Annotated in this window: 22 protein-coding genes; 3 read left to right on the top strand and 19 right to left on the bottom strand. The window is 43.6% G+C overall.

The window, feature by feature from the left end:
* The first annotated feature begins 8 nt into the window (after positions 1–8).
* Genes AACM02_RS06150 through AACM02_RS06160 form a run of 3 tightly spaced genes read left to right on the top strand, consistent with a single transcriptional unit; the run spans position 9 to position 8,353 of the window.
* The gene (locus tag AACM02_RS06150; RefSeq protein WP_339116392.1) at positions 9–3,002 is read left to right on the top strand and encodes a tetratricopeptide repeat protein; all 2,994 of its coding nucleotides are present in this window, start codon (positions 9–11) and stop codon (positions 3,000–3,002) included.
* A 20-nt stretch (positions 3,003–3,022) separates the two neighbouring features.
* The gene (locus tag AACM02_RS06155) at positions 3,023–4,717 is read left to right on the top strand and encodes a hypothetical protein (protein ID WP_339116393.1); all 1,695 of its coding nucleotides are present in this window, start codon (positions 3,023–3,025) and stop codon (positions 4,715–4,717) included.
* A gap of 57 nt (positions 4,718–4,774) precedes the next feature.
* Positions 4,775–8,353: a glycosyl hydrolase gene (locus AACM02_RS06160; RefSeq protein ID WP_339116394.1), complete on the top strand. Its 3,579-nt coding sequence runs from the start codon at positions 4,775–4,777 to the stop codon at positions 8,351–8,353.
* A 41-nt stretch (positions 8,354–8,394) separates the two neighbouring features.
* Here the strand turns inward: AACM02_RS06160 and AACM02_RS06165 are convergent, their stop codons facing one another.
* The 19 genes from AACM02_RS06165 to AACM02_RS06255 all read right to left on the bottom strand — a co-directional run bounded on the left by AACM02_RS06165 (position 8,395) and on the right by AACM02_RS06255 (position 25,980).
* Positions 8,395–8,703, bottom strand: a complete 309-nt coding sequence (locus tag AACM02_RS06165) for a hypothetical protein (RefSeq protein WP_214063150.1) — start codon at positions 8,701–8,703, stop codon at positions 8,395–8,397.
* Positions 8,704–8,811: 108 nt separating this feature from the next.
* Entirely contained in the window at positions 8,812–9,381 is a 570-nt protein-coding gene (locus AACM02_RS06170) for a sugar O-acetyltransferase (RefSeq protein WP_332457194.1), read from the bottom strand.
* A gap of 130 nt (positions 9,382–9,511) precedes the next feature.
* Complete coding sequence (locus AACM02_RS06175) at positions 9,512–10,207, bottom strand: sugar-binding protein (protein WP_339116395.1); 696 nt, start codon at positions 10,205–10,207, stop codon at positions 9,512–9,514.
* Positions 10,208–10,237: 30 nt separating this feature from the next.
* Entirely contained in the window at positions 10,238–11,065 is an 828-nt protein-coding gene (locus AACM02_RS06180) for a DUF4838 domain-containing protein (RefSeq protein ID WP_339116396.1), read from the bottom strand.
* 542 nt (positions 11,066–11,607) lie between these two features.
* Positions 11,608–12,108 carry a secondary thiamine-phosphate synthase enzyme YjbQ gene (locus tag AACM02_RS06185; protein WP_214062197.1) on the bottom strand — a complete coding sequence of 167 codons (501 nt, stop codon included), beginning with the start codon at positions 12,106–12,108 and terminating at the stop codon, positions 11,608–11,610.
* Between the two features lie 37 nt (positions 12,109–12,145).
* The gene (locus AACM02_RS06190; protein ID WP_339116397.1) at positions 12,146–12,847 is read right to left on the bottom strand and encodes a triose-phosphate isomerase; all 702 of its coding nucleotides are present in this window, start codon (positions 12,845–12,847) and stop codon (positions 12,146–12,148) included.
* Between the two features lie 39 nt (positions 12,848–12,886).
* Positions 12,887–13,492, bottom strand: coding sequence for an SIS domain-containing protein (locus AACM02_RS06195; protein WP_339116398.1), 606 nt, complete (start codon positions 13,490–13,492; stop codon positions 12,887–12,889).
* On the bottom strand, positions 13,489–14,904 hold the full coding sequence (locus tag AACM02_RS06200) for an L-fuculokinase (protein WP_339116399.1): 1,416 nt from the start codon (positions 14,902–14,904) through the stop codon (positions 13,489–13,491). Before AACM02_RS06200 ends, AACM02_RS06195 begins: the two co-directional genes overlap by 4 nt.
* A gap of 1 nt (position 14,905) precedes the next feature.
* Positions 14,906–16,222: a neutral/alkaline non-lysosomal ceramidase N-terminal domain-containing protein gene (locus AACM02_RS06205; RefSeq protein ID WP_339116400.1), complete on the bottom strand. Its 1,317-nt coding sequence runs from the start codon at positions 16,220–16,222 to the stop codon at positions 14,906–14,908.
* Positions 16,223–16,235: 13 nt separating this feature from the next.
* On the bottom strand, positions 16,236–17,216 hold the full coding sequence (locus AACM02_RS06210) for a hypothetical protein (RefSeq protein ID WP_339116401.1): 981 nt from the start codon (positions 17,214–17,216) through the stop codon (positions 16,236–16,238).
* Between the two features lies 1 nt (position 17,217).
* Positions 17,218–18,387, bottom strand: coding sequence for an amidohydrolase family protein (locus AACM02_RS06215; protein ID WP_339116402.1), 1,170 nt, complete (start codon positions 18,385–18,387; stop codon positions 17,218–17,220).
* A gap of 41 nt (positions 18,388–18,428) precedes the next feature.
* Positions 18,429–19,208 (bottom strand): SDR family oxidoreductase, encoded by a 780-nt coding sequence (locus AACM02_RS06220; protein WP_339116403.1) that lies wholly within the window; start codon positions 19,206–19,208, stop codon positions 18,429–18,431.
* A gap of 6 nt (positions 19,209–19,214) precedes the next feature.
* The gene (locus AACM02_RS06225) at positions 19,215–20,171 is read right to left on the bottom strand and encodes an aldo/keto reductase (RefSeq protein WP_286879894.1); all 957 of its coding nucleotides are present in this window, start codon (positions 20,169–20,171) and stop codon (positions 19,215–19,217) included.
* Positions 20,172–20,223: 52 nt separating this feature from the next.
* On the bottom strand, positions 20,224–21,492 hold the full coding sequence (locus AACM02_RS06230) for an MFS transporter (protein WP_339116404.1): 1,269 nt from the start codon (positions 21,490–21,492) through the stop codon (positions 20,224–20,226).
* Positions 21,482–22,354, bottom strand: a complete 873-nt coding sequence (locus AACM02_RS06235) for a dihydrodipicolinate synthase family protein (protein ID WP_339116405.1) — start codon at positions 22,352–22,354, stop codon at positions 21,482–21,484. Before AACM02_RS06235 ends, AACM02_RS06230 begins: the two co-directional genes overlap by 11 nt.
* 10 nt (positions 22,355–22,364) lie before the next feature.
* Complete coding sequence (locus tag AACM02_RS06240; protein WP_339116406.1) at positions 22,365–22,736, bottom strand: hypothetical protein; 372 nt, start codon at positions 22,734–22,736, stop codon at positions 22,365–22,367.
* A 56-nt stretch (positions 22,737–22,792) separates the two neighbouring features.
* Complete coding sequence (locus tag AACM02_RS06245; RefSeq protein WP_339116407.1) at positions 22,793–23,281, bottom strand: hypothetical protein; 489 nt, start codon at positions 23,279–23,281, stop codon at positions 22,793–22,795.
* Between the two features lie 353 nt (positions 23,282–23,634).
* A complete protein-coding gene (locus tag AACM02_RS06250; RefSeq protein ID WP_339116408.1) occupies positions 23,635–24,546 on the bottom strand; it encodes a transposase in 912 nt (303 codons plus the stop codon).
* Between the two features lie 147 nt (positions 24,547–24,693).
* The gene (locus AACM02_RS06255; protein WP_339116409.1) at positions 24,694–25,980 is read right to left on the bottom strand and encodes a kelch repeat-containing protein; all 1,287 of its coding nucleotides are present in this window, start codon (positions 25,978–25,980) and stop codon (positions 24,694–24,696) included.
* Between the last annotated feature and the right edge of the window lie 11 nt (positions 25,981–25,991).

The following is a 25,991-nucleotide window of genomic DNA, read 5'->3' on the forward strand; positions in this document are numbered from 1 at the left end:
AGCAATATATGAAAAAAACAATCTTCGTGCTATTTTTTGCCCTTGCAACACACCTGGCAATGGCGCAGCGGACAGTCTACCACCATCAGCCCGGGAAGCTTCTCAACCAGGGTAAAGAGATGTTTCTAGAAGGAAACTACACAGGTGCCCAGGATTTGTTGTCGCAATTTATCACGGAAAGCACCGACCGTTTGCTCATCGAAGAAGCAAAATACATGATGGCTGTTTCGTCTTTTTATAAAGGGGTGAAAAACAGTGGTGAGCGAATGAAGGAGTACCTGGATGAATACCCCGAAAGCATCTACCATCATCAGGTGAAATTTCTGATCGGTTCATACCATTTCGACGAAAAAGACTGGAAGCTTGCCCGGTTTTGGTTTGACCAGGCTGACCTGGATTACCTGAAACCGTCGGAGCAGGAAGATTTTAGCTTTAGGAGCGCTTATGCAAACCTACAGCTTGACAATAAAGATGAAGCCTACCGGCTTTTTGGATTGCTTTCGCAGAACAGCAAGAAATACCGCAATGCCGGAAATTTCTACGCCGGATATATCGATTACACGAACGGTAACTACGATGCCGCTTTACGTCGTTTTGAAGGGTTGCGGAACCATCCCGAATTCGGAGAGCAGGTTGCTTTTTATTCCGCACAATCCACCTTCTTCAACAACAAACTGGATGAAGCTATCCGCCTCGCGGATTCATTCCTGAAAGCTTATCCGCGCAGTGAGCATAATACTGAAATGTATCGGGTTCTGGGTAACAGCCATTACCGCCAGGGAAGAGCAACAACTGCCATTCCCTATTACGAAAATTATTTCGGCAGCACTGCCCGTCCACTTCGGGGAGATGCCTATTTCATGGGACTTTCTTACATGGAAGCACGAAGATTCAACGAAGCTGTGCAAATGTTTCAAAAAGCAGTTGGAGAACGGGATGCGCTTACGCAAAACGCTCAGCTGCAAATTGGGCAGGCCCAGTTGAAATTAGGACAAAAACAGCAGGCACAAATGGCATTTGAAGCAGCTTCGCGCGATAATTTCGACCCGCAGGTACGCGAAACCGCCATGTTTAACTATGCGTTGCTGGCGCACGAAACCAACTTCTCTGTTTTTAGTGAATCCATTGCGCTTTTCGAAAACTTTCTCAAAGAGTTCCCAAATTCTCCATATACCGATCAGGTGAACGATATTCTGGCCGAAACTTTCCTAACCACCAAGGATTACCAGGCTGCCCTTCAAGCCATCAACCGCATATCCAGGCCCGGTCGCCGTATTTTGGAAGCAAAGCAAATGGTGCTTTTCCAGTTAGGAGCACAGGAGTTTATCAATGGAGACATGAACGCAGCCGTCCAACATTTCAACAACAGCATTGCACTGGGAAATTACGATGCTAAAGCTCGTAACAATGCCTATTACTGGCGTGGGGAGGCCTACTATCGCATGGCTAACTACCCGAATGCAGCGTCAGACTTTCAGGCATTCACTCAAAACGCATCGCCGGCAGATGAAAACTATGCCATGGGTTGGTACAACCTGGGTTACACCCGGTTCAAACAGAATCAATATTCGTCGGCTGTTACTGCTTTTCAGCAATACATCTCGGCGGAGACTAACAGAAACCGGACAGAATATGCCGATGCACACAACAGGATTGGGGATAGCTACTATTACAACCGGAGCTTTGCAGAAGCCGAGCGATTTTATACTACAGCCGCGACCATCAACCCTTCAGCAGCTGACTATGCGGCATACCAAAAAGCATTTGTGATGGGATTGCAGCGCAATTACCAGGGAAAGGCAGATGCGCTGGACGATTTGATGCGCCGTTATCCCCAATCCCAGTATTTCGATGATGCGCTTTATGAAAAAAGCCGCGCTTTGGTGATGATGAGCCGTGAGAGCGAAGCCATAAATGTTTTACAGCAGTTGATATCCGGCTATCCCAACAGCGCTTTGTCGAGCCAGGCAGGTATTCAGCTGGGGCAGTTGTATTACAACGGTGGAAATTATCAGAACAGTATATCGGCATATAAAAATGTAATTTCGAAATTTCCCGGCACAGACGATGCGAGGACAGCTCTTTTGTCGCTCGAGACCGTTTACAGTGAACTCAACGATATTCAGTCTTACGTGAATTATGCCAATTCATTGCCGGGCGGAATGCGCATCACCGTGTCGCGGCAAGATTCACTCACTTATCTGGCAGCAGAAAGTGTCTACATGCGTGGCTCAAAAGCGGAAGCGGAATCGGGCATGCAACGCTACCTGCAAAGTTATCCCAACGGTGCATACCATACCGATGCCAACTATTATCTAGGCGTTTTGGCCGATGAGAAAGGAAACAAGCAACAGGCGGCAACCTATTTCAGGAAAGTAGCAGATGCCAACAGTGCCAAGTATCTCGACGATGCGCTGATCTATGTGTCCGCCATCGAATACAACAACGGAAACCTCAACCAGGCACTGGCAGATTATTCCAGACTGGCTAACTCGGCCCGGAATCAGAGCAGTCAGCAAACGGGACAGATGGGTGTTGTCCGTACACAGTACCGGTTGAAAAGTTTTCACGAAGCCGCTCGTGCAGCAACTGCTTTCCTGGCCAATGCCAATCTGTCGCCTGAAGTAACTGCAGAAGCCCGGTACCTGCGTGGAAAATCACTACAGCAAGTCAACGAGGTGGAAAAGGCGATGGACGATTTCCAATCGCTGGCACAAGACACACGAAACATTTACGGTGCGGAAGCGCAATTTATACTTGCCGACACGTATTACCGGTGGAAGTCGTACGACAAGGCAGAGTCACAGGTGAAATCGTTTATGCAAAAAGGAACGCCGCACCAGTACTGGATGGCGCGTGCACTGATTGTCCTGTCGGATACATACAGAGCCAAAGGCGATAATTTTCAGGCCAGACAATACCTTGAAAGCCTGAAAAACAACTACAAAGGCTCCGAAGCCGATGTTCAGCAAATGATAAACGAAAGACTAAGTAATTTATAATTCACAATGAATAATTGAAAATGAAAAAGACAATATTTAGTGTAGCCCTGTTGCTTGTATCTACCGGTATTTTTGCCCAACAACAAGACTCTTTGTTACGGCGTCAGATGGAACTTCAACGTGAGTTCAACCCAACGCTGCAGGATGCCAATAAAATAAATTCATTGCCGTCCGTCCCGCAGCCGGCAATCAAGAAAGCCAATACCGGTTATTCGCCTTGGGCGGGTAGAACCACGCCACCGTTGGAAATTGCTATCCCGGATCCCGCCAACATAATGACAGAGGTTCCTTTCAGTTCGAAAAAAGGATATGTTTCGCTCGGAGCCGGAAATTATGCCAATATCGATGGGGCATTGGGCTATCGCCTTGTCGAGAATGAAAAGAGCAACCTCACGTTTAATTTTCTGCATAGCTCATCCAACGGGGATATAAATTACGTACAGGAGAGTGATCCGGCGGGTAACAAGGCTTTTTTTATGGATAATCTGGGGCAGCTCCGGTACGGGCATCTGCTCAGTGCCTTCAAACTTAATCTCAAGGCCGCGTACTCGCATAATGCATTCAATTACTACGGCAATACTTTCGGGAATGACCGCTTTTACGACAATGTAAACCAAACACTGGGCGTTTTCAACTTGGGATTGGGGGTAGAGTCCAACAAATCGGACCTTGTTAATTATCGTGGATTTTTCGATTTCAAGAATTTTGCTAGCAAATACGGTTCGGATTTGACGAGTGCCGGTTTGAAAGGAAATCACATCGACGCCGTAGTTGGACTGGGTAAGCCTTTTCAGGGTGGGGACAGCCGGGTAGGGGTTGATGGAAAGTTTCTTGGCGTTTTTTATAGTCAGGGTATGGATGATTTTACGCTGTTGGGTGCCAATCCATATGTCGCATTTGAAGGATTGAACTGGAAAGCCAGGTTGGGAGCTGATTTATTGTTTCAGATGCTGGGTGGAACAAAATTCCGGGTTGCACCAAACATTGAACTGGACCTGAAGGTTGCCGGACATTCTTCCCTTTATGCTCACATAAAAGGTGGAATTGACGGCAATACCTATTTGGATATGATGAACGAGTCGCGTTACATCACCCCTATGACACCGGTAAAATCATCCTTTTCAATTGTTGATATCGAAGCCGGAGCAAAGATTGGCGAAGTCAGTGGTTTTCGTTTCGATATTTTCGGAGGATTTAAGAAAACCGAGGATGAGCATTTCTTGGTATTAAATCAAATAGTTCAGGCAGAGACTCCCGATATGCCATCAATTAAGGAATCATTAGCCCCTCTTTATGGAAATTTTTCTCATTCTCATATTGGAGGAATGCTTCAATCCAACATCTGGTCGCCTTTAGATATTGCGTTGCGCATAAAAAAGAATTTTTATACCGTAAATGACACCGGTATCCCTGATGCAAAAGCCTATAATAAACCGGGTTTCGAAACTGATATTAGTACTACGTTTAGTGCCACGAGCAACCTGAAATTCATGCTCAACTATTATTTTGCCGGTGACAGGTGGTCCTACTTCAATGATACAAATGTACAAATAAACAACATTAACGACCTCAATTTTGGAGCCCTTTACGACATCAATGAATCCTTTGCTATTCACTTGAAAGCCAACAATCTTCTGCTCCAGAAGTACGATATCTGGTACGGATATCCGGCACAGGGTTTCAATGCGATGGGTGGGTTTACACTTAAATTCTAAATTAAAAGAGTCGGAACAACGGGCTATTACATAAAAATATCCTTAACGATACTGAAGATGAAAAACAGCACAAAAGTTGTGAAGAAAGGGTGGTTATTGATACTGCTGCTGACTATTCTGCAGCAGCCTGTCGCCGGACAATTACAAAAGGGGAAGGGTTATCCTAAGAAAGCCTACGAGAGTGACCTGCTACAACACTTTGCTGCTCCCCCAGGGGGTTACGGCAATGTTCCTTTCTACTGGTGGAACGGAGACTCGCTCAGGAAAGAACGGTTGCAGGAGCAACTGGACATCCTCTCTTCGTCAGCAGTGGATGGCTTTGCTGTTAGTTACATTCATACTTCTCCGCGCATAGATACGTTGGAGAACAGAGATGGCTACGGACTCTACGGTATGACCGAACCGGGTGTGCCTCACGTTTTTTCGGATAAATGGTGGGAGGTTTGGAATTGGTTCTCGGGTGAGGCTGGACGCCGTGGCCTGGGAGCCGGACTCGACGATTATACCGTGGGTTGGAACGGTAACGGATACTATCCCGATGAACTGGACACCGTGGCGGTATTCCGGGATTACAGCGGTGAGCTGGTGATCCGCGTGGACAGCATCAGAGGAGGAGAAACCTACAATGCCTTGCAACCAGAAAACCTGTTGACGGTAGTAGTATGGCCGGGTAAAATAGTACTTACAGACAGCGTGACAGACGGCCGTATACGATGGAGGGCTCCCGGCAAGGGAATCAGTCGCATTTACACCATTACTACAGCACCGGGTTATGTGATTCATCCCGAACATGGCAACAAATTATTGGATGTATATTTCAATCGCTTTGAGGAGAGGATGGATGATGCGGGCCGCGCGGGGATGAACTATTTTTTTCAGGATGAACTCGCATATCCGATCCACATGCTCACCTGGTCGGATGATTTCAGCGAGGAGTTTATCCGCAGAAAAGGATATGACATCGTTCCCTATCTGCCCGCTTTAAAAGAATCCATAGGTCCGGTCACTCCTCGCGTACGAATGGATTATTGCGAGGTATTGATGGATCTTTCCGAAGAACGTTACTACAAGCCTATCTATCAGTGGCATGCCGACAGAGGATTGATGTACGGTTGCGACAATCTGAGCCGGGGCAAGGACCCAATGGCATACATAGACTACTTCCGGGCCATGTCGTGGTTCACCGCTCCCGGGAACGACGCTCCCGCAAGGGGATCGAGCTTCCTCGAAACAAAAATTTCCAGTTCCATCGCTCATCTCTACAGCCGTCCTCGTACCTGGCTGGAGGCGTTCCACAGTATGGGATGGGGCAGTTCAGGAGCCTGGCTTACCGATCAGATTGACCACCACTTCGTTGCCGGAGGAAACCTGGTGTGCATGCACGGCTTGTACTATTCCACACACGGGGGATGGTGGGAGTGGGCGCCGCCCGACTTTCATTTCCGAATGCCTTACTGGCCTCACATGAAAAGGTGGCTAGACTATACCGAACGGATGAGTTTCATTCTGAGCCAGGGCTCTCATGTTTGTGATATTGCGCTAGTGTATCCAACGGAGACGATACAGGCTTATCCCGGTACGAAACCCGACGGGGTGTTTGATCTGGCCCTAAGGCTGAGCAACAGCGGACTGGATTTTGATTTTGTGGATTTTCGCTCGTTGAGGGATGCGAGTATTGAGGAGCGTGAACTGAGGATGGCGGACGAACGGTACAAAGTGCTTGTTTTGGCCGATATGGAGGCTATGCACCACTCATCCCTTACCCGGGCGCTGGCGTTTTACCGCGCCGGAGGGATTGTGCTAGCTACGGGTCGCCTGCCGAGGGCCACTTCTGCAAAAGGAGAGAAGGACCCCGAGGTAGAGGCGATACTGCGTGAACTATTTGGCCTTACTGCAGCCGAGGTAGCTGCGGGTAAGCCGGCAAAGAAACAGGTGAATGCTGCCGGCGGTGTGGGTTGGTATATCCCCGAAGCGCCGGAACGACAGGTTGCGGGGCTTATTACTCCCGACTTCCGGCCTGGGCCGGATGGGGGCAAGGTACTGCATCGCAGGGTGGGTAACAAGGATATTTATATGGTGAAGGATGTGGAAAAGGGGAGCGAATGCTTCTTCCGGGCTACGGGTCGTGTGGAGCTGTGGGATGCCCACAGCGGTACCGCACAAGCCTGTCCCGTGTTATCTCAAGATAAAGCCGGCACCCGCATCCGGATGAACAGAGAGACGGGTAACTCCTACCTGATTGTTTTCTCTCCGGGCGAACCACTGATGGCGGATGAGGGCCGCACAGCCCTCCGGCTTAGTTACGAGATACCGTTAGGGCGGGAATGGGTGACGGAGTTGCTGCCTACACTTCAGAACAAGTGGGGAGACTACCGCTTTCCGGCTTTCGACGGTATGATAGGAGCGGAGGCCCGCTCGTTCCGCTATGCCCCGGACAACGGGATGCCAGGCAACTGGATGCAACCGGACTATAATGATGCCAATTGGGAGGAGGGTATTTACGGCTATGGCCCGCAACTCATGACCCAGGCTGACGGTATAGCATGGACACCGGTCTCCTTCTCCTGGCAGTATGGTGTTTGGGACAATCCGGGTGCACAGGGATACCATGGCCTGAAAGGGAAGGTGGATGATCGTTTCTTTATATTAGACAAAGGGAAAAATCAGCGCTTTAGGACGTATGTCTATGCCCCGAAAGGTGGGGTTTACAGGATAGAATCAGACGGGGTATTACCCCAATGGATACATGTCAATGGACTGGAGGTGAAAGAGACGGTCCACCTGAAGAAGGGATGGCATGCTTTGGAGGTGCAATACGACCGGTCGGAACAGTTAGATTATAAGCCCCGCACGGGTTTGTATAACGACACGCGTCTGCGCGGAATGGTGCTCTTCTTTCCGGAGAAGACACCTCTGCCGGAGAAACCATCCCCTTATGCCGATGAGGTGTCGTCGCGCTGGGTTACAGGCAAACATCTGCTGTTTGACCCTTACGGCGGTACCCGCAACCGGTGGAACTTCCGCTTTGACGCAGTACCGGGTCTGGAGGAGATGACTCTGGTGTTGCAGGGTGAACTGACGGACCTCTGGATCGATGGAGAGAAGGCCGCACGGAGTCAGATCCTTCGTACACCCGGTAAAAGAGGTATGAACCGTTATCGGGTGACACTCAGGAAGAAGAAAGAGCGAACAGCAACGGTTGCCTTCACGGTGCGTGCGGAAAAAGGTTACCAGGGTACGGCTGTGGTGCGGGAACCGGTGACACTGAAAACTTCAACGGGACTTATGAAGAGCGGAGACTGGTCACAGGAGGGAGCGTTACGATACTATTCCGGAGGGATCCGTTACCGTCAATCATACGAACTGAATAACACCGCGGGGGCAAAGCAGATCATGCTGAAACTGGGAGAGGTGGTGGCTACCTGCGAGGTGACAGTTAACGGGCAGTCAGCTGGCGTGTTGATCAGCCCTCCCTATGAGTTGGACATTACCGGACTGGTGAAAGATGGTAAGAACGATATCGAGGTACTGGTGTACAGTACCCTGTCTAACCACTATCAGACTATCCCTACACCGTACCGGGGTGAGCCGCGGGCCGGACTTATCGGTCCGGTGTTGATGTCGGTATATGAATGAATTTACGGACTCGGGGCGAGTTTGTCCTTTTCATTCCTTAACTACATTAAGGTGTGGTTAAGGAATACCGACCGTGGTGAATTTGTTGTTGGCTGTCCCCGGTGGATTCGTTCGACAAGTTCCTGACATGTTCTGTAAGCCGGTATTACGGGGACAGAACCAAGTTCCCAGGATGTATTAACCTGAATATTTGCGTCTTTCGCATTCTGCCTGCTTCCTGCTTCCTGTGCGATACGTAGCAGTAGAAAATCGGAGTAAGAGGATACTTCGGGATCTTTCAGCGGATCTCCAAACTCAGCGAAATAGGAGAAAACCAGCCTTTTGTGTAGTTCCCTCCCCGGGAATTTCAAGGGTTGACGGAGTTTATGACTGTCCTTTCAAACAGAATGCCACAAACAATAAACGAAACATTATTTTCTTCTTTATGATTATCAGTACGCTATCGCATGCATTTTTAGCTACAGTGAATATTCGGTATCCAGCCGTTTTATTATCCTTGCGGGATTCCCTGCCGCTATTACATCGTCAGGTATATCTTTAGTAACTACGCTCCCGGCACCGATAATTGTTCTGTTACCTATGCTGACCCCCGGGCAGATGGTTGTGTTTCCTCCAATCCACACATTATTTCCGATGAAGACAGGTTTCCCAAATTCAATTCTCGTAGCTCTCTGCTTCCATTGAACCGGATGTGCAGCTGTATATATTTCTACAGAAGGACCTATCAGTACATCGTTACCGATAGTTACAGTTGTCACGTCGAGTATTGTGCAGTTATAATTGATGTAGACGTTGTTTCCGAAGTGGATGTTATATCCGTAGTCGCAGAAAAAAGGCCCTTCAATATGTACATTGTCTCCTTGCACCGGACAAAGTTCCTTCAATATCTCGGATCTCTTCCCTTTTTCGACGGGATCGATTGCGTTGTACTCCCTGCATAATCGTACAGAATTCAAATGTTCTCCGGATAATTCAGCACCTGAACCCATATACAATTCTCCACGAATCATTTTTTCCTTTTCTGTCATAAAGCTGTTTGAATGAATATAATTTTTTGCGGTAAAAATAAAACAATTTTCTCAGGTTTTGGTACTTTCTTCACAAAGAAAGAATTCGGATTTAAAAAAACTTGACTGTGCTTAGGCCTTTAAAAATAGGTCATGGCTGTTTCATTTTACATTTTCCAAATGCTGAAGGAATATGAAAATCCGGATCTTTTGTATGGGGATTTAACCAAGAGTACCAAATTACGGAATTTTCATTTTCTCCTGTAAAATCAGCCCTGAAGATGCCTAAACAAAAAACCTTATCAAGATCGATATCTATTTTTTTTAATTCTGATAATGAGATGCGTCCCTCCACAACATAGCCGGTTGACGTGATCTTACCAACAATATCACGATGATTAAAATTCCACAAATAGTTGAATTTACGATACAACTGCGCTTTATAATCCAGAATATACCCATTTGGATTTATTTCCAAACAATAGTAGGAGGATAGTTTGGAAGAAGGACTAAAAAACAATTCAACCCGATCCCCTTTCGCAACAGTTATTTCATCCGTATATTCCAAAACCGTCAGGGTTCTATCGATAACCTCGAAACAAAAATTAAAATATTTTTGAGAGAAAAAACAACGAAAAATTGTACTGTCTCGTTCTGCCGGTGCCCAGGGAGAATACAAATCAGTTAAGGTAGTTGAGCGGCTCCATTCCATTCCATCGATATCCCCGTCAATCTGAATTTCGGATGTGTGGTATTCAATAAGAAATGTATCGGGTTGTTTGAGTCGACATCCTTCACCCGACAAAAACATAACAATCAGACTGACCAAAAAATTAACGTTTCGCATCTTTTTAACGGAATTACATTAGCACTCGTTTTAGTCCCCATTTAACAAAGACCCGTATTCTTTTAATATTTCAACCGTTTCATCCTGTCCATACAGTTCAAAGTAGTGTTGATGAAGCATCCATGTGGCAAATGTTGTAAAAGAACATATCCCCAAACTCCGGTACAATTCAATATCCCGCTTGCAATAATTGGCATTCCAAGGAACTTTGTTCCATTTATTTCTGTCCCAACCAGAAAACATGGAGGCATCCAGCCAATACTCCAATACATGTGCTGTTCTTTTCGGAAAGATTTCCAAATTCTTTTTTAATGCTTTGTGCTGTTTGGAAGACAAAGAATCTTCATAGTTTCGGCCGATAGGGGCAAATTCGAGAAATATTCCTTCTTTTGGTTTTATTGTTTTCGGTGCTTCCAATGTACTCGCATAGGCTAAATGAGCTAAACTAGCCTTAGGATTCACTTTCTGGATAATCTTCAACATTCTGTTTTCGTATAACAGTGCCTGATCACTTGGTGAATAAAGGTTACATTTATCACAATGGCAAAATCCGTCGTATGAGTCATCAATCCAAAAGAAATAGCGGTTAGTGGTCGGTTGGATCCATTTGAGTAGTTCCGTTGTATTTCTTTCAACAACAAACCATGCCTCCTCAGAGGAAAAACACATATTGAGATCGCCCCTTCTTACTCCATTTGTATCCACACGAAAATATTCGGGATGGTTGTTAAATAAGGAACGGGGAAGAATCTCCTGTAGTACATGGCACTCATATTCCACCTCAATTTTATTTTTTTTGCACAAGTCAATCAATAATTGCCCATTTGGACTTTTGAGAAATATTTTCAAACTATCCAAATTCTCAGTCAGGGTGTTGGAGTGTAGCCCTATCAGGTTAATTTTCGCCCTTTTCAAAATATCAATAAGTTTGTCCGATTCGAGTGACCGTATATCACTTGGATACAGAACTACTCCGCGGAAAGTGTCCTTCGAAATTGTAGTTTCGTTACTGCTGCAAGAGATACTTAACAGTATGAGAGAGAAAAATAACAATGTAATTGAGATTATTCTATATTTCATATCTGAAAAAAAATCGTTTAATGTTTAATAAATTTAGGTTCTGCATATTGATTCCTGATCAGATGGGCATAATAGTTTATGAAATGATCGGATAACGGACAAATTTTTTTACCGGTTTTCGCACAGGCAACTTTATATACCAATGGAGCAGGTGATATCACCTGCCCATTGGTAGAGGCTTTTCCGGATCAACTCATTCGCCCTCCGAACGACCAACTAAAACATGTACTTGACAATGAGAAATCTCCGAACAAGTCTTGTCATGTTCCTTTTGTGGGTACGTCAGATTGCTTTTGAAATCTTCTGTAAGCTGTTTGATCCTATTCCCCGATAATTTGTACTTCACAGACTCTTTTTCTTTCACGGATCTGGTCCCAGTCCACAAAGTAAATGAACCCAAAATCGCCCAACGAGAGCTTTCCGTCAACCAGAGGTATGGTTTCGGAACGCCCGAAAAACACGGAACGTAAGTGGGCGTCAGTGTTAAGGCTGCCTTTCGGTTCTTCGTCCGGGAAGGTAAGCGCAAACTTAATGTGCTCCGGACCCGGATGCAAGTATTGCCCTTCGGTTCTGCATGTCGGCACCAGCTTCTCCATGATGTTGTTCAAATCCTGTTGCAGGTATTCCCTGCCGAAAAAATTGAGGTCGTGCGAACATTCCTGCGTCATCACCGAGCAGGTGGTGTGGTGCGAATAAACGACACAAATGCCGTTCTGAACGCCGGATTCATTCACAATTCTTTTTACTTCGTCCGTCACGTTGTGAAAATCCGGCCTGTGATCTTTTGACTGAAGGTCAATTGTTCCCCTGTAAAGTTTCATTTTTTTAATCTCCTTTCTTAGTTAGTTTGTAAATCAATTATTTATTTAAATCATCCCATGCTTTTCGAACGGCACCGATCATTTCATCCAGCATCGCCTCCGGATCCTCTGCTCTCATGATCCCGCTGGTGGTGCCCGTGGCGTCAGCCCCCGCCCTGATCGTCCTGTAAACATCCTGCCCGTTCTTGATTCCGGCTGCTTGTAATACCTGAATCTCCGTGTTTACCTTTTTTATGGCCGAAGTGGTTGCAATCACGTACTCCTCGTCGCTGGTCTGTCCCGTGCCGATCAATTCCGTGGGTTCAGCCACGATAATATTGGGAGAAAGATGGGCAACTGCCTCTGCCTCCCGGATGGAGTCGGCACATACCATTGAAACCAGGCCCACTTCATCCGCCCGTCTAATTGCCCGGGACAGATCAGCCAGGGTCATCGGTTTTTCGGCGTGGTTGAGAATGACACCGACAGCGCCGGCTGCTTTTAGCGCCTCTGGAAGGATGGAGCCGTTTCCCCTGCCTATCGGGACCGGATCCATGTGTTGAGCAAAAATGAGCACGTGTTCCGTCTCCCTGGCCAGCAGGTAAATATCCGACGGTTGCAGTGTTAGAATTATTCTCACATCGTACTTGACGGAAGCTTCATCGGCCGCTTTTGCCAGCCTCAGCATCCTTTCCCCATACATGTAAGCTTTGGGTCCAATTTCAAAAAATGGCGGTTTTATTGTTAATCCCTTATACATATTATTTGGTAATTTTATTTTTGGTTTCAGATACTCTATTTACCCGTTAAGCCTGCTGCCGACAGCGCCGCCCGGGTGGATTAAGGCAAACTGCTCCAACGAATACCCGGTGGTTTCCATAATGGAGGCAAGCATGGCGTCAAAAATGGCAATCGTGGCTACGAAGCTGGCCGTTGCCATGACATTCAACCCGTCACTCTCCTTCTCGATTTTCATGGGGACAACGATTTGTGAATTTTTAGCCAGGGGAGCATCCAGGTTCTCGGTAATCCCGATAAGGATCACCTCTTTTTTATTGCACACCTCGATGATGGGTAACAGCTCGGCGGTCTTTCCTCCCCGGGAGACCATCACTACCGCATCTCCCTTTTTCATGCATCCCATTCCTCCGTGGATGGCTTCCGCCGGCGACAGGAATTGTGCGTTTCTCTCGATGCAGCACAACGAGTGTGCGAACTTTTTTGCAGCGATACCGGACGACCCGCTGGCGCAGGTTATTATCTTGGGACAGCTGCTCAATACTTCAACGGCTTTTAAAAAGCTCTCTTTGTCCAGGTAATCAATGATATCCGAAATGGCCTTGCTTTCAATCCTTAAGGACTGTATTGCCCGTTGCAGGATCGCATCTTCTTTTAATTCTTTCATAATTTATTTTCCAATTTATATTTTTCTACATCTGCTGGATTTGGGTTTATCAGCTGAGCATATCTCGCCTGTTTTCCGAAAGACTCTTTCCTCTCTTCCTGTTGGATATTCCCTGTCGCTCCGATTAATGCGGCCCCCTGGCAGGCCAATTCACTGCATTCGGGTACCATAAAAACTTTATTGAGGATATCGGCCTTTATTTGCATCCACAAAAGGCTCCGGGCTCCTCCTCCTGAAGCTATTAACACCTCTGATACGTTTTCTTTATCCAGACTGCAAATCAAGTCTCGTAAACTTAAACCAGTCGATTCGAGAATCGCCCTTACAAAATGTCCGTGGGAATGCTTGTTTGTAATGTTCTGGAATCCCGAAAGTGATTCAAACTTATCAACACAGGGAGAAGCTTTTAAACCATCACTTCCCGGGGCAATGCCTTCGGCCATCTTTAACAGTTCTTCAATGGATAATTCAGGAGCAAACTTTTTTTGATACCACTCTAGTGCTGTAGCTCCATTTTCATTGAAAGCCATTTGAAAATAATATTCTTTTCTTAAGCCTGGAGCTATGTTTATTCCCGCTCTCGGAGAGAATCCTTGATGATAATTCACGCATGCCAGCACAGTGCCTGTTGATTCGGAAATTTGGGTTGAACTCGTTAAGCCAGCACCTACAGCAACAATATGGTGGTCTAATCCTCCCAGGAAGAATTTCGTGTCGGCAGACAATCCCAATTGTATAGCTCTTTCTCCGGCTAAAGTGCCGACAAAACTTCCTGTTCTTTTGGGAGAAAACAAGAATTTTTTGTTGATATTCAGTGTTTCTAATGCTTCGTTCCACCACTTTTCTTCAAGTAGATCGAACAGTCCTGTCATGGAAGATGTACTGAAGTCGCTTACTTTTTGTCCGGTTAACGAGAATGTCAGGTAGTCTGAAACGGAAGCAATGCTGTTTACCTTCTCCCAGATTTCCGGCTTGTTCTCTTGAAACCAAACTATTTTAGCTGCCATTGATTGCAAACCGGGCAAAATTCCTAATCCTGTTTTCTTTAGAAAATTAGGGTTTTCCAATAAAGAGTCCAGAACGGAAGGAATTTGTCCGGCTCTTTTGTCCGGCCACAGAATCAATGGAGTTAACGGATGATCCGTTTCATCTAACAGGATAAAGCTGTTGGCTTGCGATGAATAGGAAACAGCAATTAGCTCGTTTGGGTTGATTTCTGCCTTTTCAATTGCCCGATTAATGCATTTACGTAGTGTAACCCAAAAATCAGCGATTGGCAATTCACAGATCTTTCCATCGTCTGTTTGTTTAATAACAAGACAACGTCCCAGTCCGGCGAGATTTCCTTGTTCATCGAATATGCCTGCCTTGAAGTAACTTGTCCCTAAATCTATTCCGAGATAGAATCCCATTTCACATCGATTTTAATTCCTTGATTGTTTCGGCCAGCATTAATTTACCGGCCTTGTAATCGAAGAAAGAATTTCCAGCTTCATAATAACCTCCGTCCTGGGCTTCCTGGGTAACGAGATAACCTTGAAGTTCGCCATTGGCATAGGTTATCAAAGCGATCTCTTTAGCATGATTTTTCAGTTCAATGCCGTACTCTACAAACACCTCCCCTGGCCAGGCTACAAATTTCCATTCACCCACTTTAATTATTTGTATTTCAGCAGGTAGAGAGCTTTGGTATGCTTTTCCCAATTTGTTGTCCTGAGCTAATTTCGACAAATACAGGAGTTCTTCTGAACCAAACCAGTTCACTTCTGCCGTGCGGACCTCCTGCGGAATTTCTGAATTCTTTTTAAGCTCTTCGAAACGTTTTTTGGTTTTGTCGCGATGTTCCACTGCCCATTCAATCGAGGGAAAAGCCCGTTTGGGCAAATCGACGAATTTTTGAGCGGCTGAAACAGGTATATGGGAGGAGAAAGTCACCGTCTCCGTTAGCTTGGAGCTGATGGAATCTGCAACAATCTGTCCTATTCGTTTGGCCTCTTCAAATGTGTTGGATTTTGTCACGTGTCTCGGGCTTTGATTCCCGGCAGTCCCGGTAAAATAGATGACCGGACGGTCATTTCCTAAAACTACTTCCTGAAGGGTTTTTCGGACAAAATGCGGAAAATCACTGCTGTACAGTGTTGAGTTTTCGTGCAATATGGTAGGGTGCATGTTGCAAATCAGCATACAACTGATAAATTCATCATTGTACTTATTTTTGACAAATACTGCCGGAACATCCGTGTCTTTTGCCCACTCAGGATTGTGTCGATTGGTTCCCACACCGGTTGCGTCTCCAACAACAACGGCAATCTCAGCCAACGTTGCATTCTCAACTGCCTGGCAAGCTGCTTTTACGGTGCTCTCCTCCATGAATTTCAGGTAGTTTCTATCAACTTTTGGAACGATTGGGTCGTTCGCACTGATTACCACATCTACAGTAACTGGAGCTGAATGTGTATGTGTTGCCGCTACCAGTATATTGGAAGCCTGTATCCCGGTTTCTTTAGAAATTTCTTCTCTTATCCGAGCTGTAGATGCTTTACTCACGTATATAACGTCGTTGGAAATAAACAAAACCTGATTCTTCCCATCCGTTAAATACAAAGCTGAACTCAACAAATCATCGTGTGTGCCGGTACTCATTCTATCAACAAACGGGTAACCGAACAAGAAATGTGATTCTTGCGGGGTAATATTTACGGTTGCTGCGCCGGCTTTTAATTCAGTCATCTTTAATGTTTTTTTAATATCCTTTGTTCCAGTCTGTTTCTATGTTTTGTGCGATGGTTTCCGATACGTATACGTCGGTCCTCAATGTCTGAAGGATGGATTCGGGCACAAGCGGTGTTACCGGTCCGTGCAGTACGAGACGCGTAGTAAATCGTTGCCATGCGGTGGTTGTACCGTGTACAGTAATAGCGTGTGTGTCAAATCGGTGTTTGGCATTTATTACATCAGCGGGGCCTATTGTCGCAGCCTTTGGAGGCACTGCCGCCAAATTTCCGCTCTTGCCAAAAACACCGTGTAATGAGTTTTGAGCGAGAGTGAAAGGACTTAACGTGCAGACCCTTGCTCCCATCTGTTTCCAGTCTTCCAGGGAACCCCGGAATTCGGGCGCATCCGGTTCGATAAAGGCTAAATGGCCTGTCCACCCGGGCCCACTGTAGCATATGTCGGCCCCACCACGGTCAGCAATCATTTTACTGTAATCATGTACATTCTTGTTGGTAAATCCGACAAACTGCTCTTTTGGCGGCCTCAGCCTTTTATCCAGTTCATAATAGAAATATTTCATCATCGCGTGAGTAAAACCAAATTCCCACCCTTCAGGCGCAATATTTCCGTTTTCATCGGCGTATTCATCCATAGCAAAAGCATAGACATTCCGGCAGTCTATATTACAAGCATTGATTAATCTGGCCAGATGTCTGTAAAGCGGGGCAGGATTGGGGAGTATCATTACGAGTTTTTCCCCGGTATCCGAAGAATGCTTGATTCTTCTGAACATGTCCGTTATCCAATAATATTCGACATCTGAATCAGGTAAAACCTTAATTTTAAAATCGGGGTTTTCGTGCCTCTCTATATCCTCTCTTTTGATGGCTAACACCCTGTTGATTTCTTTTTTGTCCTTAAAGGGTACCCATTCAGAGGGATTGAAGTCGAATTGCTGATGTCCTGTATTATGCCCAGGGTCAGGCTCAAATTTTTGAGTTTGTTTCATATTATTTCCTTTCAAAAAAACATTTACCGTTTATCCATGTTCCTAAAACATCCAGATTTTCATCTAATACGACGAAATCGGCGTCGTAACCTTCCTTTAATAATCCTTTCTTATCACCGAGGCCAAGAACCTGAGCCGGATGATGGCTTACCAACTTTGATGCTTGCACCAAATCCAAATCCAGCCATTTCACGGCATTTTTTAAAGCCCGGTCCATTGTCAGGCCACTCCCTGCCAATGTGTTGTCCTTTACGGAACGTGCAGGAGCGCCTTTGTACGCAAAGCAGATATCTCCCAAATTGCCGAACGAGAATTGTCCGGGCTCTAATCCCGCACCTACGTTGGCATCTGTAACGAGACAGACCTTGCCCGGCCCTTTCCTTTTACTGATCAAAGACATTTTTGCCGCCACGGGGTCAACATGTACGCCATCCAGGATGAAATCCACACTTACCCGCTCGTCTGCCAGGATGGCTTCAACGGCTCCGCAAGGTCGCACACCGGGTTCGGAAACAGAGGGACAGGGGAATACATCGTAGAAATGAGTAGCGTGTCGAACGCCCAATTCTATGGCTAGCTGAGTTTGTTCAACTGTGGCGGCAGTGTGTGTCATAAAGACAGGGGTGCCGTTGGCTGCCATCAACGGCAACAGTTTCTCGATTCCGTCTACGTCCGGAGAAATGCTGAAAATCGCTTTATGTGGTTTCGCCGCATGAATCAGAGCATGTACCCTTCCTTCATCTGCCCCGGAGATGGCCCCGGCGCCTAAAGCTCCTGTGATCTTGAGAAACGGCCCTTCCAGGTGGAAACCCAGTACTTCCGTTCCTTCAGTTTCTGTTTTGGACAACTCCGAGAGAAACTCTGCATCTTCTCCTTTAGGCCTGGGAGCCAGTGTGGGCAAAAATCCGGTAACTCCGTATTGAGGTAAAATTTTGCAGATTTCTTTCAAATCTTCCGCACCGTTGTCCACCAGCATGCGGTGAATGCCGTGTATATGCAAATCAATGAATCCGGGCGTGATATACGATTTACCCAAATCAATCACATCACATCCCGGAGGAGATTCTCCTATATCGATAATTTTTCCTCTACTTGTTGTGAGATATCCTTTAACTACTTCAGAATCTGAAATTATAATCCCCTTGAAAGCAATTTGATTATTCCTTTGCATATGTTCAACCTTATTATTTCCGCCGATGGGGTATGGGGGTGCTACGCATGCATTCCGCCATCCATCAAAATGTTTTCTCCGTTTATATAAGCGCCGGCATCCGATGCCAACAGCACCATCAGGCCTTTTATGTCGTCGTTGTTTGCCATTCTTCCCAAAGGAACTTTTTTGTTGTAATTCTCCAGGAAGCGCTCGGGTTGATTATTGAATAAACCTCCCGGGCTAACGCAATTCACCCGTATGTTTTTCCCGGCATAAATACGGGCCAGGTACCGGGTGAGATTGATTATCCCCGCCCTGTGGAAAAAGTAATCGGGAGGCGGTATGCCCATATTCGTACCTTCGTAGTTGGAAAGATCCGGACCAAACATTCCCATCATAGAGGCAATATTTATTATACTTCCACCACCACTTTCTTCGATTAAATCTGCCATTTCACGTAAAATGTCCATAGCTCCGGTCGCATTTATACGCATGGATTCAGCAAAATTTTCAATAGAATAGTTTTCCAAATTTTTAATTGGTCTCGATACAGCATTGTTCACAAATACATCCAATCTACCGAATTGTTTCCTTATTTCTGTTTTCAAGCTCATAATTGATCCGTGGGTTCCCTGGTCCACTTGCATGGCGTGTACTTCCAATCCTCTTTCACGAAATCTTTGGGTGGTTGCTTTTATATTTTCGATATTTCGAGAAGCAATGATTACGGTTCCTTCAGCTTCTGCTAACCCTTCTACAATACAGTTCCCATACAGACCGGCACCACCAGTAACCAAGATGATCTTATTGCGTAGGTTCAATAGTTCTTTTACATTCATAACCTTTTATTTTAGCCAATTCATTTTATCCCAGTATGGTAAATTAAGAAAACCGGGATCAGGATAAGACAAATCGTTTGCACTTTTTAATGCTTCCTCATTGAGATAAATGCCGTTTGCAGCTTTCAAGGTTTGTTCCAAATAGATCATCTTGTCTAACCCTACCAAAACTGAAGATACTTCGGAATAAGAGAGTCCAAACTTGATTGCAATTTCCGGCAGACTGAGATTGGTCCGATCCAATAAAACCTCGAATTTTTCAATATGATTTTCGACATCCTTTAATGCGGGATGAAGGTTCTTGCTCCGATCACTTAAAAGCCCTTTCAGCAATATAGAACGTACAACTAAACCTACACCTTTCTGTTGTGCCAGTTCAAACAAAGAAACCTGTCTCTGATCCATTAGGTTAAAGGGCAACTGTATTACATCCCATATGCCAAGATCGATAGCCTTCTTTGTCTCTTCAACCGTATAGGTGGAGATTCCAGTCGCTTTAATTTTTCCTTGCCTCTTTAGTCTTGTGAATACATCAGCGATCTCTTTGTTATCGAGTATTTCATTATCAACCTGATGAAGCATAAAAACATCAATGAAGTCTGTTTGAAGAGCGTTCAAGCTTTCATTAAAAGAGTCTAAGATGACCTTACCTGTTTCTCCTTTCTTTGAGAGTTCGCCGTGCTGATTTCTCAGATGGCGGCATTTCGTGCAAATTATGATTTCGTTCCTCCTGTTCTTAAAAGCTTTACCAATTATTTCCTCACTAACGCCATACATCCGTGCAGTGTCAAAAAAATTGATACCGCTGTCAAGAGCAGCGTTAAGTAATCCTATGGCCGCATGCTCCGGCAGCATATCTTTCGTGCTATCAACTCCAATGCCATACGGCATGCCTATTTCGACACATCCGAATGCAATTTCTGATACTTCTATTCCGGTGTTTCCTAAAAATCTTTTTTTCATATAAACAGTAAATTACTAAACACGTTTAAAAAATTGTGATTGTTTAATGCAGTTAATTCCGTTTTTTAGCAGTTTTTAAAACCAGGAATAGAATTCCTGCACAGACAATCAATGCAATAGCACAGGCTTGATAGACTAATGAAAGACCAATTTGAACATCCCTCATTGCACCGGCAATATATACCCCTAACCCCCCAATAATTGTCGATAACATATTCAATATTCCGTATCCGGTTGCCCGGTATCTGTGATCAATGATTAAACATAACATCGGCATCATATTGGTATCAGTGAACTTACTTGTCAACGCATAGACAGCAAATGCGGATACAGTTATGCCAAGCACAGCAGTTACGCTACCTGAGAAAATAGCAGGTACTGCAAACATTAAGCCGATAAGAGGAATAATAACTCTGGCAAGCGGATTTTTCTTACTCCACCTGTCAGACAAGTATCCACCAGCCAATAAGCCTATTATCGAGGCGGGCCAGAAATATGCAGTGGCATATACTCCAGCTATACTTTGAGACAGATTAAAAGTTTCTTTGTAATACGTTGGCAGCCAGGCTACAACCATCCAGTTAACCAACCCTAAGAAACCCCAGAAAATAAGTAAATAAATGTAAGCAGATTTACTAAACAGGTTCTTTATTGCGTCAATGAAAGATATTCTGTTTTCATCTTTTTTCACATTACAATCGGAAAATGACGATATATCATTTTTAGGAGCATCTTTGAGAAACAGAAAAAGTATAACAGCATAAACAATCCCGATGATTCCAAAACTATTAAATGCCAGGTTCCAGGTATATTTTTCAGCTATCCATCCACCAATGAATCCCAGGCTAGAACCTAACATTACGCCGGCAAGGTTTATTCCGGTTGCCCGTGACTGTGTAGGGCCTCTATGATAATCGGTGATTAAAGCCAATGCTGCCGGCATGTAGAATGCCTCACTTACGCCCATCAAAGCACGAGAGACCAACAATTGATTAACAGTGGTTGCATGTCCTGTCATCCAGGTAACCAGTGACCAGACTAGCAAGCTAAATATAATTATATGACTGCGTTTAAATTTATCTGCTAAATAACCAGCAAGTGGACTCATTAACCCATACACCCATAAAAATACAGAAGTGAGCAGCCCAAATTGTGCATCGCTCATCGGTATTGAATCCATGATAGAAAACCTCATTGTGGTCAACATGTTTCGATCAATGTAGTTCAAAGCGCCCACAATGAAAAGAAACATAACAACCAGCCAAGCACCACGTGGTAAATTGTTCCCTAAAGGAGTTATTATCCCACTACTAGATTTCATTGATGTTTTTCATTAAATCAACGATCTCTTCTTTCAACTCTCCGGATATTGGCAATGTATAATCTGCATGATAATTTCCAGGGCATTTCAAAAGCTCCATTGCATAGGAATATGCTGCAAGAACATTTTCCTTTATGAATAAATTTCGCAACTTCAGAATATTGTTCAGACTTTGAAAGAGTTCCAATTCGCTATTCTGTTTTGCATACATTTTTTGCGAATTGTATGGAGTACATGTAAACATGCCGTCAAGATTTCTGCTAACTCCTGCTTTTATGGCTACATCAAACAGATCAAGATTACTGTAGTAAACTGAAAAATCATCCCTGGTCATCAGGTTGTACCGATATAATTCCATAATCAGGTTTAAGTTGCCGGTCTTTATTCCAACAATATTTTTGAAGTTAATAAGAGATTCTAATTGTGAAACGGATATTGGTGATTGTGTTACACCGGGCAAATCATATATATAAACTGGGAATTTGGATTTTCTGGCAAGTTCGGAGAAAAAACTAATAATTTCATTTGGCTTAAGTGAATAGTAAAAAGGAACTGTTGCCACCACTCCATCAATCTCCAGATCTTTCAGTGTATCTATCCTATCAAGAATTCTGGAAATTGAACAATCCATAACTCCTACCAGCAACGGAATTCTGTGGTGAACTACATCACAAGCATATTTTGCAATACCAGGGTATTCACTATTCCTTAAAGATGCCATATTTCCCATAGAACCCATGCAGAGGGCGCCTTTTGCACCCGAGGAGATCATAAGTTCTATTTGTCTGCCAAAACTCTCTTTAACAAGTGTTCCATCAAGATGAATTGGTGTTCCTAACGCAGGATAAAAACCTTTTTTCATATTCTTAAATTTATTTTTTCTTAATTACTAAAGAACAACGAGCATTATCGCAATCTACATCCGATTTATATTTAAAACCGGCTTTTTCTGCAACTGGTTTATACAGAGCTTCACAATGGTCGCAATATGAATGGTACGGCGTCATGTGTTTTAGTTCTAATAATTTACCTTTGGATGGGCACCTATGCATATCAATTCGAAATTCTCCTTTATCTTTGTCTAAAGTCATTGTGAAATCCGCAGCCTCTTCGTTTAAAGCATGAGACCAATATTCATAACATCCATCTAATCCTTTTTCCATCATTAATTTTAGCAGTGAGTCTTTTAGATATATTTCAGACAATTCTCCCCAAAATTTTTCAACTTCTTTACGTCCGCCCATTTGTTCAAGAAACTTAAACCCCTCACTATATGCTGGAATAAACTCTGTACACGATATCATTTTAATTTTTCCTTTCTTTTAAATAATTGTATACAAGCCCCGGTTTCATCATCAAAAAAAACTAGTTCATACTCAAATGAAGTGTTTTCACAAAGTGTTGTATAAACAGTTTTATATGTTTCCACATATAGAGGAATTGGTTTTCCCCCTTTAGATTTTATGTGACTAATTCCAGGACAAGCATGTTGTTCAATAACAATACGATCCTCTTCTTGAGTTATCTTGATCGGCCATTCTTCTTTTTCATATAAATCTCTTAAATATGAAGCTAATGCCTCAATATTCCCTGATTGTATTTGCTCATACAGAGGCTTATGATAAGCCATCGTATATTGTTTTAAATAGTCTATGAGTTTGTCCTTACCAAAGTTCTTATATATATATTCCATTAGAAGATTCATAGAAAGATGAAAATCTTTATGTAAATATTTATTGTCTGAAGCTTTTCGAGACATTGTTTTGATGGAGTTGTAACTACTTGTCATAATTCTTTAATTTGTTAAAATCACACTGTGATTTTTGGGAATTTGCTATATTGCTTAATCCACTGATGAAGAAAAGGAAAATAGCCGGCATGAAATCAATAAAAACTATTCATATATCCATCTTTTGTTTAGAAGGGTATTGTCTGTGACAGAAAGATGTGTTTTTTTTGATTGACTTCCAGCGCAATAACTCAGTAAAATATTTTCATTATCTACAAAGTGAATTGCTATATAGCAATACCATCCGTCTGGATCATCTTGAATATTTTTGATTTTCTCCCATGTCCTTCCTTCATCTTTCGAAACGGCAATCGTTATCGGTGTCCTTTTATTGAATAATGCGAATCAGTATTTTAAAAAATTAGATAAATGAATGCGATGGCAATTTTGCCCATCATATGTATAAGTAATCCTTTCGTGGATCTTACTTTTTGCACTCTTTGAATAGTTGTTTTTTCGTTCAGCCAGTTGAAGAATGATTCTATGGGTTGCCTGACTCTGGAAACGGCTGTGGAGAACAGGTCGTTATAGGCCTGGCTACTTTGTCTTTCCTGATCGGATTGCTCCTTGACAGCCTTAAGGGGAGTAAACATTTCAATATTCTGTTTTTGTTTCCTCTCATCATTGAAGTATTCAAAGTCAGAGTATATCCTGTCCCCAAAGATTACGGTATCGGAGATGTAATCACTCCGGACCTGTTTAAAAACAGTCAGTTCGTTATCCCGGGCAGGAGTAAACATAAGAGAGTCGGGAAAGAGAATTTTACCTTCCCTGCGCGAAGTCAGTGCATGGAGTTTCAACCCTTGATAATACATGTTCTTTGTAGAACAGTAGCCTTTAGAGGTTATCTCCGGGGCAACTTTTCCTTTCCTGTTCCTACCCGCGCAGGTTATGATGGGTAGGAAATCGACAAGGGATATGCCCTTGTCACAATCAGCTGGCATGAATGAAGATATCAATCTTTTGGATAATATCCTGAAAGCCTCGCCAAGACGGTTTAATCTGAGATTAAAGGTCCGGTATGAAGGCAATTCAAGAAACCAGGAGGAAAAATATTCTGATGCAAAGCCATGTATATCCCTGATTTGGAAATACTTTTGACAATGTCCTGCAAACAGGTAGATGGTCATTATCTCCTGGTCGGTGAAAGTCGGATTCGAATTATTACTGTACCTTTGGCAATAATATTTCAGTTCCTGGTCGTATAAATCACATATATACATATAAATCTGTATCAGTTTAAGCCCTTTCTTCCCGGGAATCATTATTTAGAGAATTTGTGGTAATTTTCTTCTAAACTAATGATTTTCAGGGGATTGGGCAAATATTCAGCGCGCTTATTTCATTGATTATGAATACTTTAACTAAATAAACTCGCAAACAGTTTCAACTACTGATTCGCATGAATAAGATTAATTTATATCCATTACCCAGACTTCATTTGAAACGTCCCCCCAGTTATCTTGCGGTCTAGATATTAAACCTCCGACTAACCATAATTTATTGTTAAACCCAACAATGGACGTAGCATGTCGTGGTTTCCAGAAAATCCCTTTTTGTTCTGTCCATGATACACCATCTGAACTGTACCAAACATCATTAAGCAACTTTTTTTCTACATCAAAATCGCCAGCAATTATCCATAACTTATTATCAAAACTTGTTATTGAGCCCCAAGTTCTGGGAGGCCAAGGTGCATGAGAGATTACTTTTGTCCAATTTATCCCATCGCTTGTTTTCCAGACGTCATTGTATGCATAACTATCAAGAATACAACCTCCGTAAACATAAAGTTCATCATTCAATATTGCAGATCCACTGACTAATCCACGAGGTGCCCATTTTGCATGTTCAACTTCTTGATTCCAATGAACGCCATCCTTTGTTGACCAAATATCATTATATTTATCACGCATCTCATTTCCGGCAGAGAAATCAATACGTACACCGCCCATTACCCATATTTTACCTTTGAAACTAACAATATACGGAAAATATCTCTTTCCCCACGGAACTTTATTTGTAATTTTATTCCAGTGCATACCATCTTCTGTGTTCCAGACATCTGTATTTTCATCTCCTCCTATCACCCAAAGTTTATCATCATATACGACACATCCAAATCCATGTCTTCCAGCCCATGGAGCATTTCCTTTTGACTCCCAGTGGATACCATCAGATGTACACCATACCTGAGATGTCCAATAATTCTTCACGCCATCTGACGTATAGGTGGCTTTATCGTTATCATATTTTCCTAACCAACCACTTAACAGCCACATCTTGTTTTTAAAAACAACTAACGAGTGACCATCCACTTTTAAAAATGGAGCCGCCCCGTTTTCAATCACCTGCTTCCACGGACTTCGTTTCACGGTCACTAAAAAGTCTTTCTTGCTTCCATCATTTTTCTTTACTGTATATTTTTGCGGATATGTAAAATCTACTGATGAACCGCTCGTCGGGCTGATGGTTGCTTTATCAGATATGATGATATTTGTTTTTATTTGGGAGATATCCGTTTCATAAGGAACATATATAAAAATATTATCACCCTCCTGTTCAAAGATCTGTTCGGTTCCGACAAGTTGAAAGCTTTTTATTCCAATATTGTCACAGTTTTCTCTATTTTGACAACTTATAAAAAACACAAATAGTGAAATAATAATTTGTGCGTTTTTTTTTAACTTACTTTTCATTTCAATCATTT

The organism is Petrimonas sp. (genome assembly GCF_963921705.1).
GTDB classification, from domain to species: Bacteria; Bacteroidota; Bacteroidia; order Bacteroidales; family Dysgonomonadaceae; genus Petrimonas; species Petrimonas sulfuriphila.

Coding starts and splice junctions, on each gene's coding strand:
- AACM02_RS06220 (WP_339116403.1), bottom strand. CDS start 19,208: ATGAATGTAAAAGAACTATTGAACCTACGCAATAAGATCATCTTGGTT.
- AACM02_RS06255 (WP_339116409.1), bottom strand. CDS start 25,980: ATGAAAAGTAAGTTAAAAAAAAACGCACAAATTATTATTTCACTATTT.
- AACM02_RS06210 (WP_339116401.1), bottom strand. CDS start 17,216: ATGAAACAAACTCAAAAATTTGAGCCTGACCCTGGGCATAATACAGGA.
- AACM02_RS06185 (WP_214062197.1), bottom strand. CDS start 12,108: ATGAAACTTTACAGGGGAACAATTGACCTTCAGTCAAAAGATCACAGG.
- AACM02_RS06190 (WP_339116397.1), bottom strand. CDS start 12,847: ATGTATAAGGGATTAACAATAAAACCGCCATTTTTTGAAATTGGACCC.
- AACM02_RS06240 (WP_339116406.1), bottom strand. CDS start 22,736: ATGGGCGGACGTAAAGAAGTTGAAAAATTTTGGGGAGAATTGTCTGAA.
- AACM02_RS06230 (WP_339116404.1), bottom strand. CDS start 21,492: ATGAAATCTAGTAGTGGGATAATAACTCCTTTAGGGAACAATTTACCA.
- AACM02_RS06205 (WP_339116400.1), bottom strand. CDS start 16,222: ATGACTGAATTAAAAGCCGGCGCAGCAACCGTAAATATTACCCCGCAA.
- AACM02_RS06245 (WP_339116407.1), bottom strand. CDS start 23,281: ATGACAAGTAGTTACAACTCCATCAAAACAATGTCTCGAAAAGCTTCA.
- AACM02_RS06235 (WP_339116405.1), bottom strand. CDS start 22,354: ATGAAAAAAGGTTTTTATCCTGCGTTAGGAACACCAATTCATCTTGAT.
- AACM02_RS06200 (WP_339116399.1), bottom strand. CDS start 14,904: ATGGGATTCTATCTCGGAATAGATTTAGGGACAAGTTACTTCAAGGCA.
- AACM02_RS06150 (WP_339116392.1), top strand. CDS start 9: ATGAAAAAAACAATCTTCGTGCTATTTTTTGCCCTTGCAACACACCTG.
- AACM02_RS06215 (WP_339116402.1), bottom strand. CDS start 18,387: ATGCAAAGGAATAATCAAATTGCTTTCAAGGGGATTATAATTTCAGAT.
- AACM02_RS06175 (WP_339116395.1), bottom strand. CDS start 10,207: ATGCGAAACGTTAATTTTTTGGTCAGTCTGATTGTTATGTTTTTGTCG.
- AACM02_RS06250 (WP_339116408.1), bottom strand. CDS start 24,546: ATGATTCCCGGGAAGAAAGGGCTTAAACTGATACAGATTTATATGTAT.
- AACM02_RS06195 (WP_339116398.1), bottom strand. CDS start 13,492: ATGAAAGAATTAAAAGAAGATGCGATCCTGCAACGGGCAATACAGTCC.
- AACM02_RS06170 (WP_332457194.1), bottom strand. CDS start 9,381: ATGACAGAAAAGGAAAAAATGATTCGTGGAGAATTGTATATGGGTTCA.
- AACM02_RS06225 (WP_286879894.1), bottom strand. CDS start 20,171: ATGAAAAAAAGATTTTTAGGAAACACCGGAATAGAAGTATCAGAAATT.
- AACM02_RS06155 (WP_339116393.1), top strand. CDS start 3,023: ATGAAAAAGACAATATTTAGTGTAGCCCTGTTGCTTGTATCTACCGGT.
- AACM02_RS06160 (WP_339116394.1), top strand. CDS start 4,775: ATGAAAAACAGCACAAAAGTTGTGAAGAAAGGGTGGTTATTGATACTG.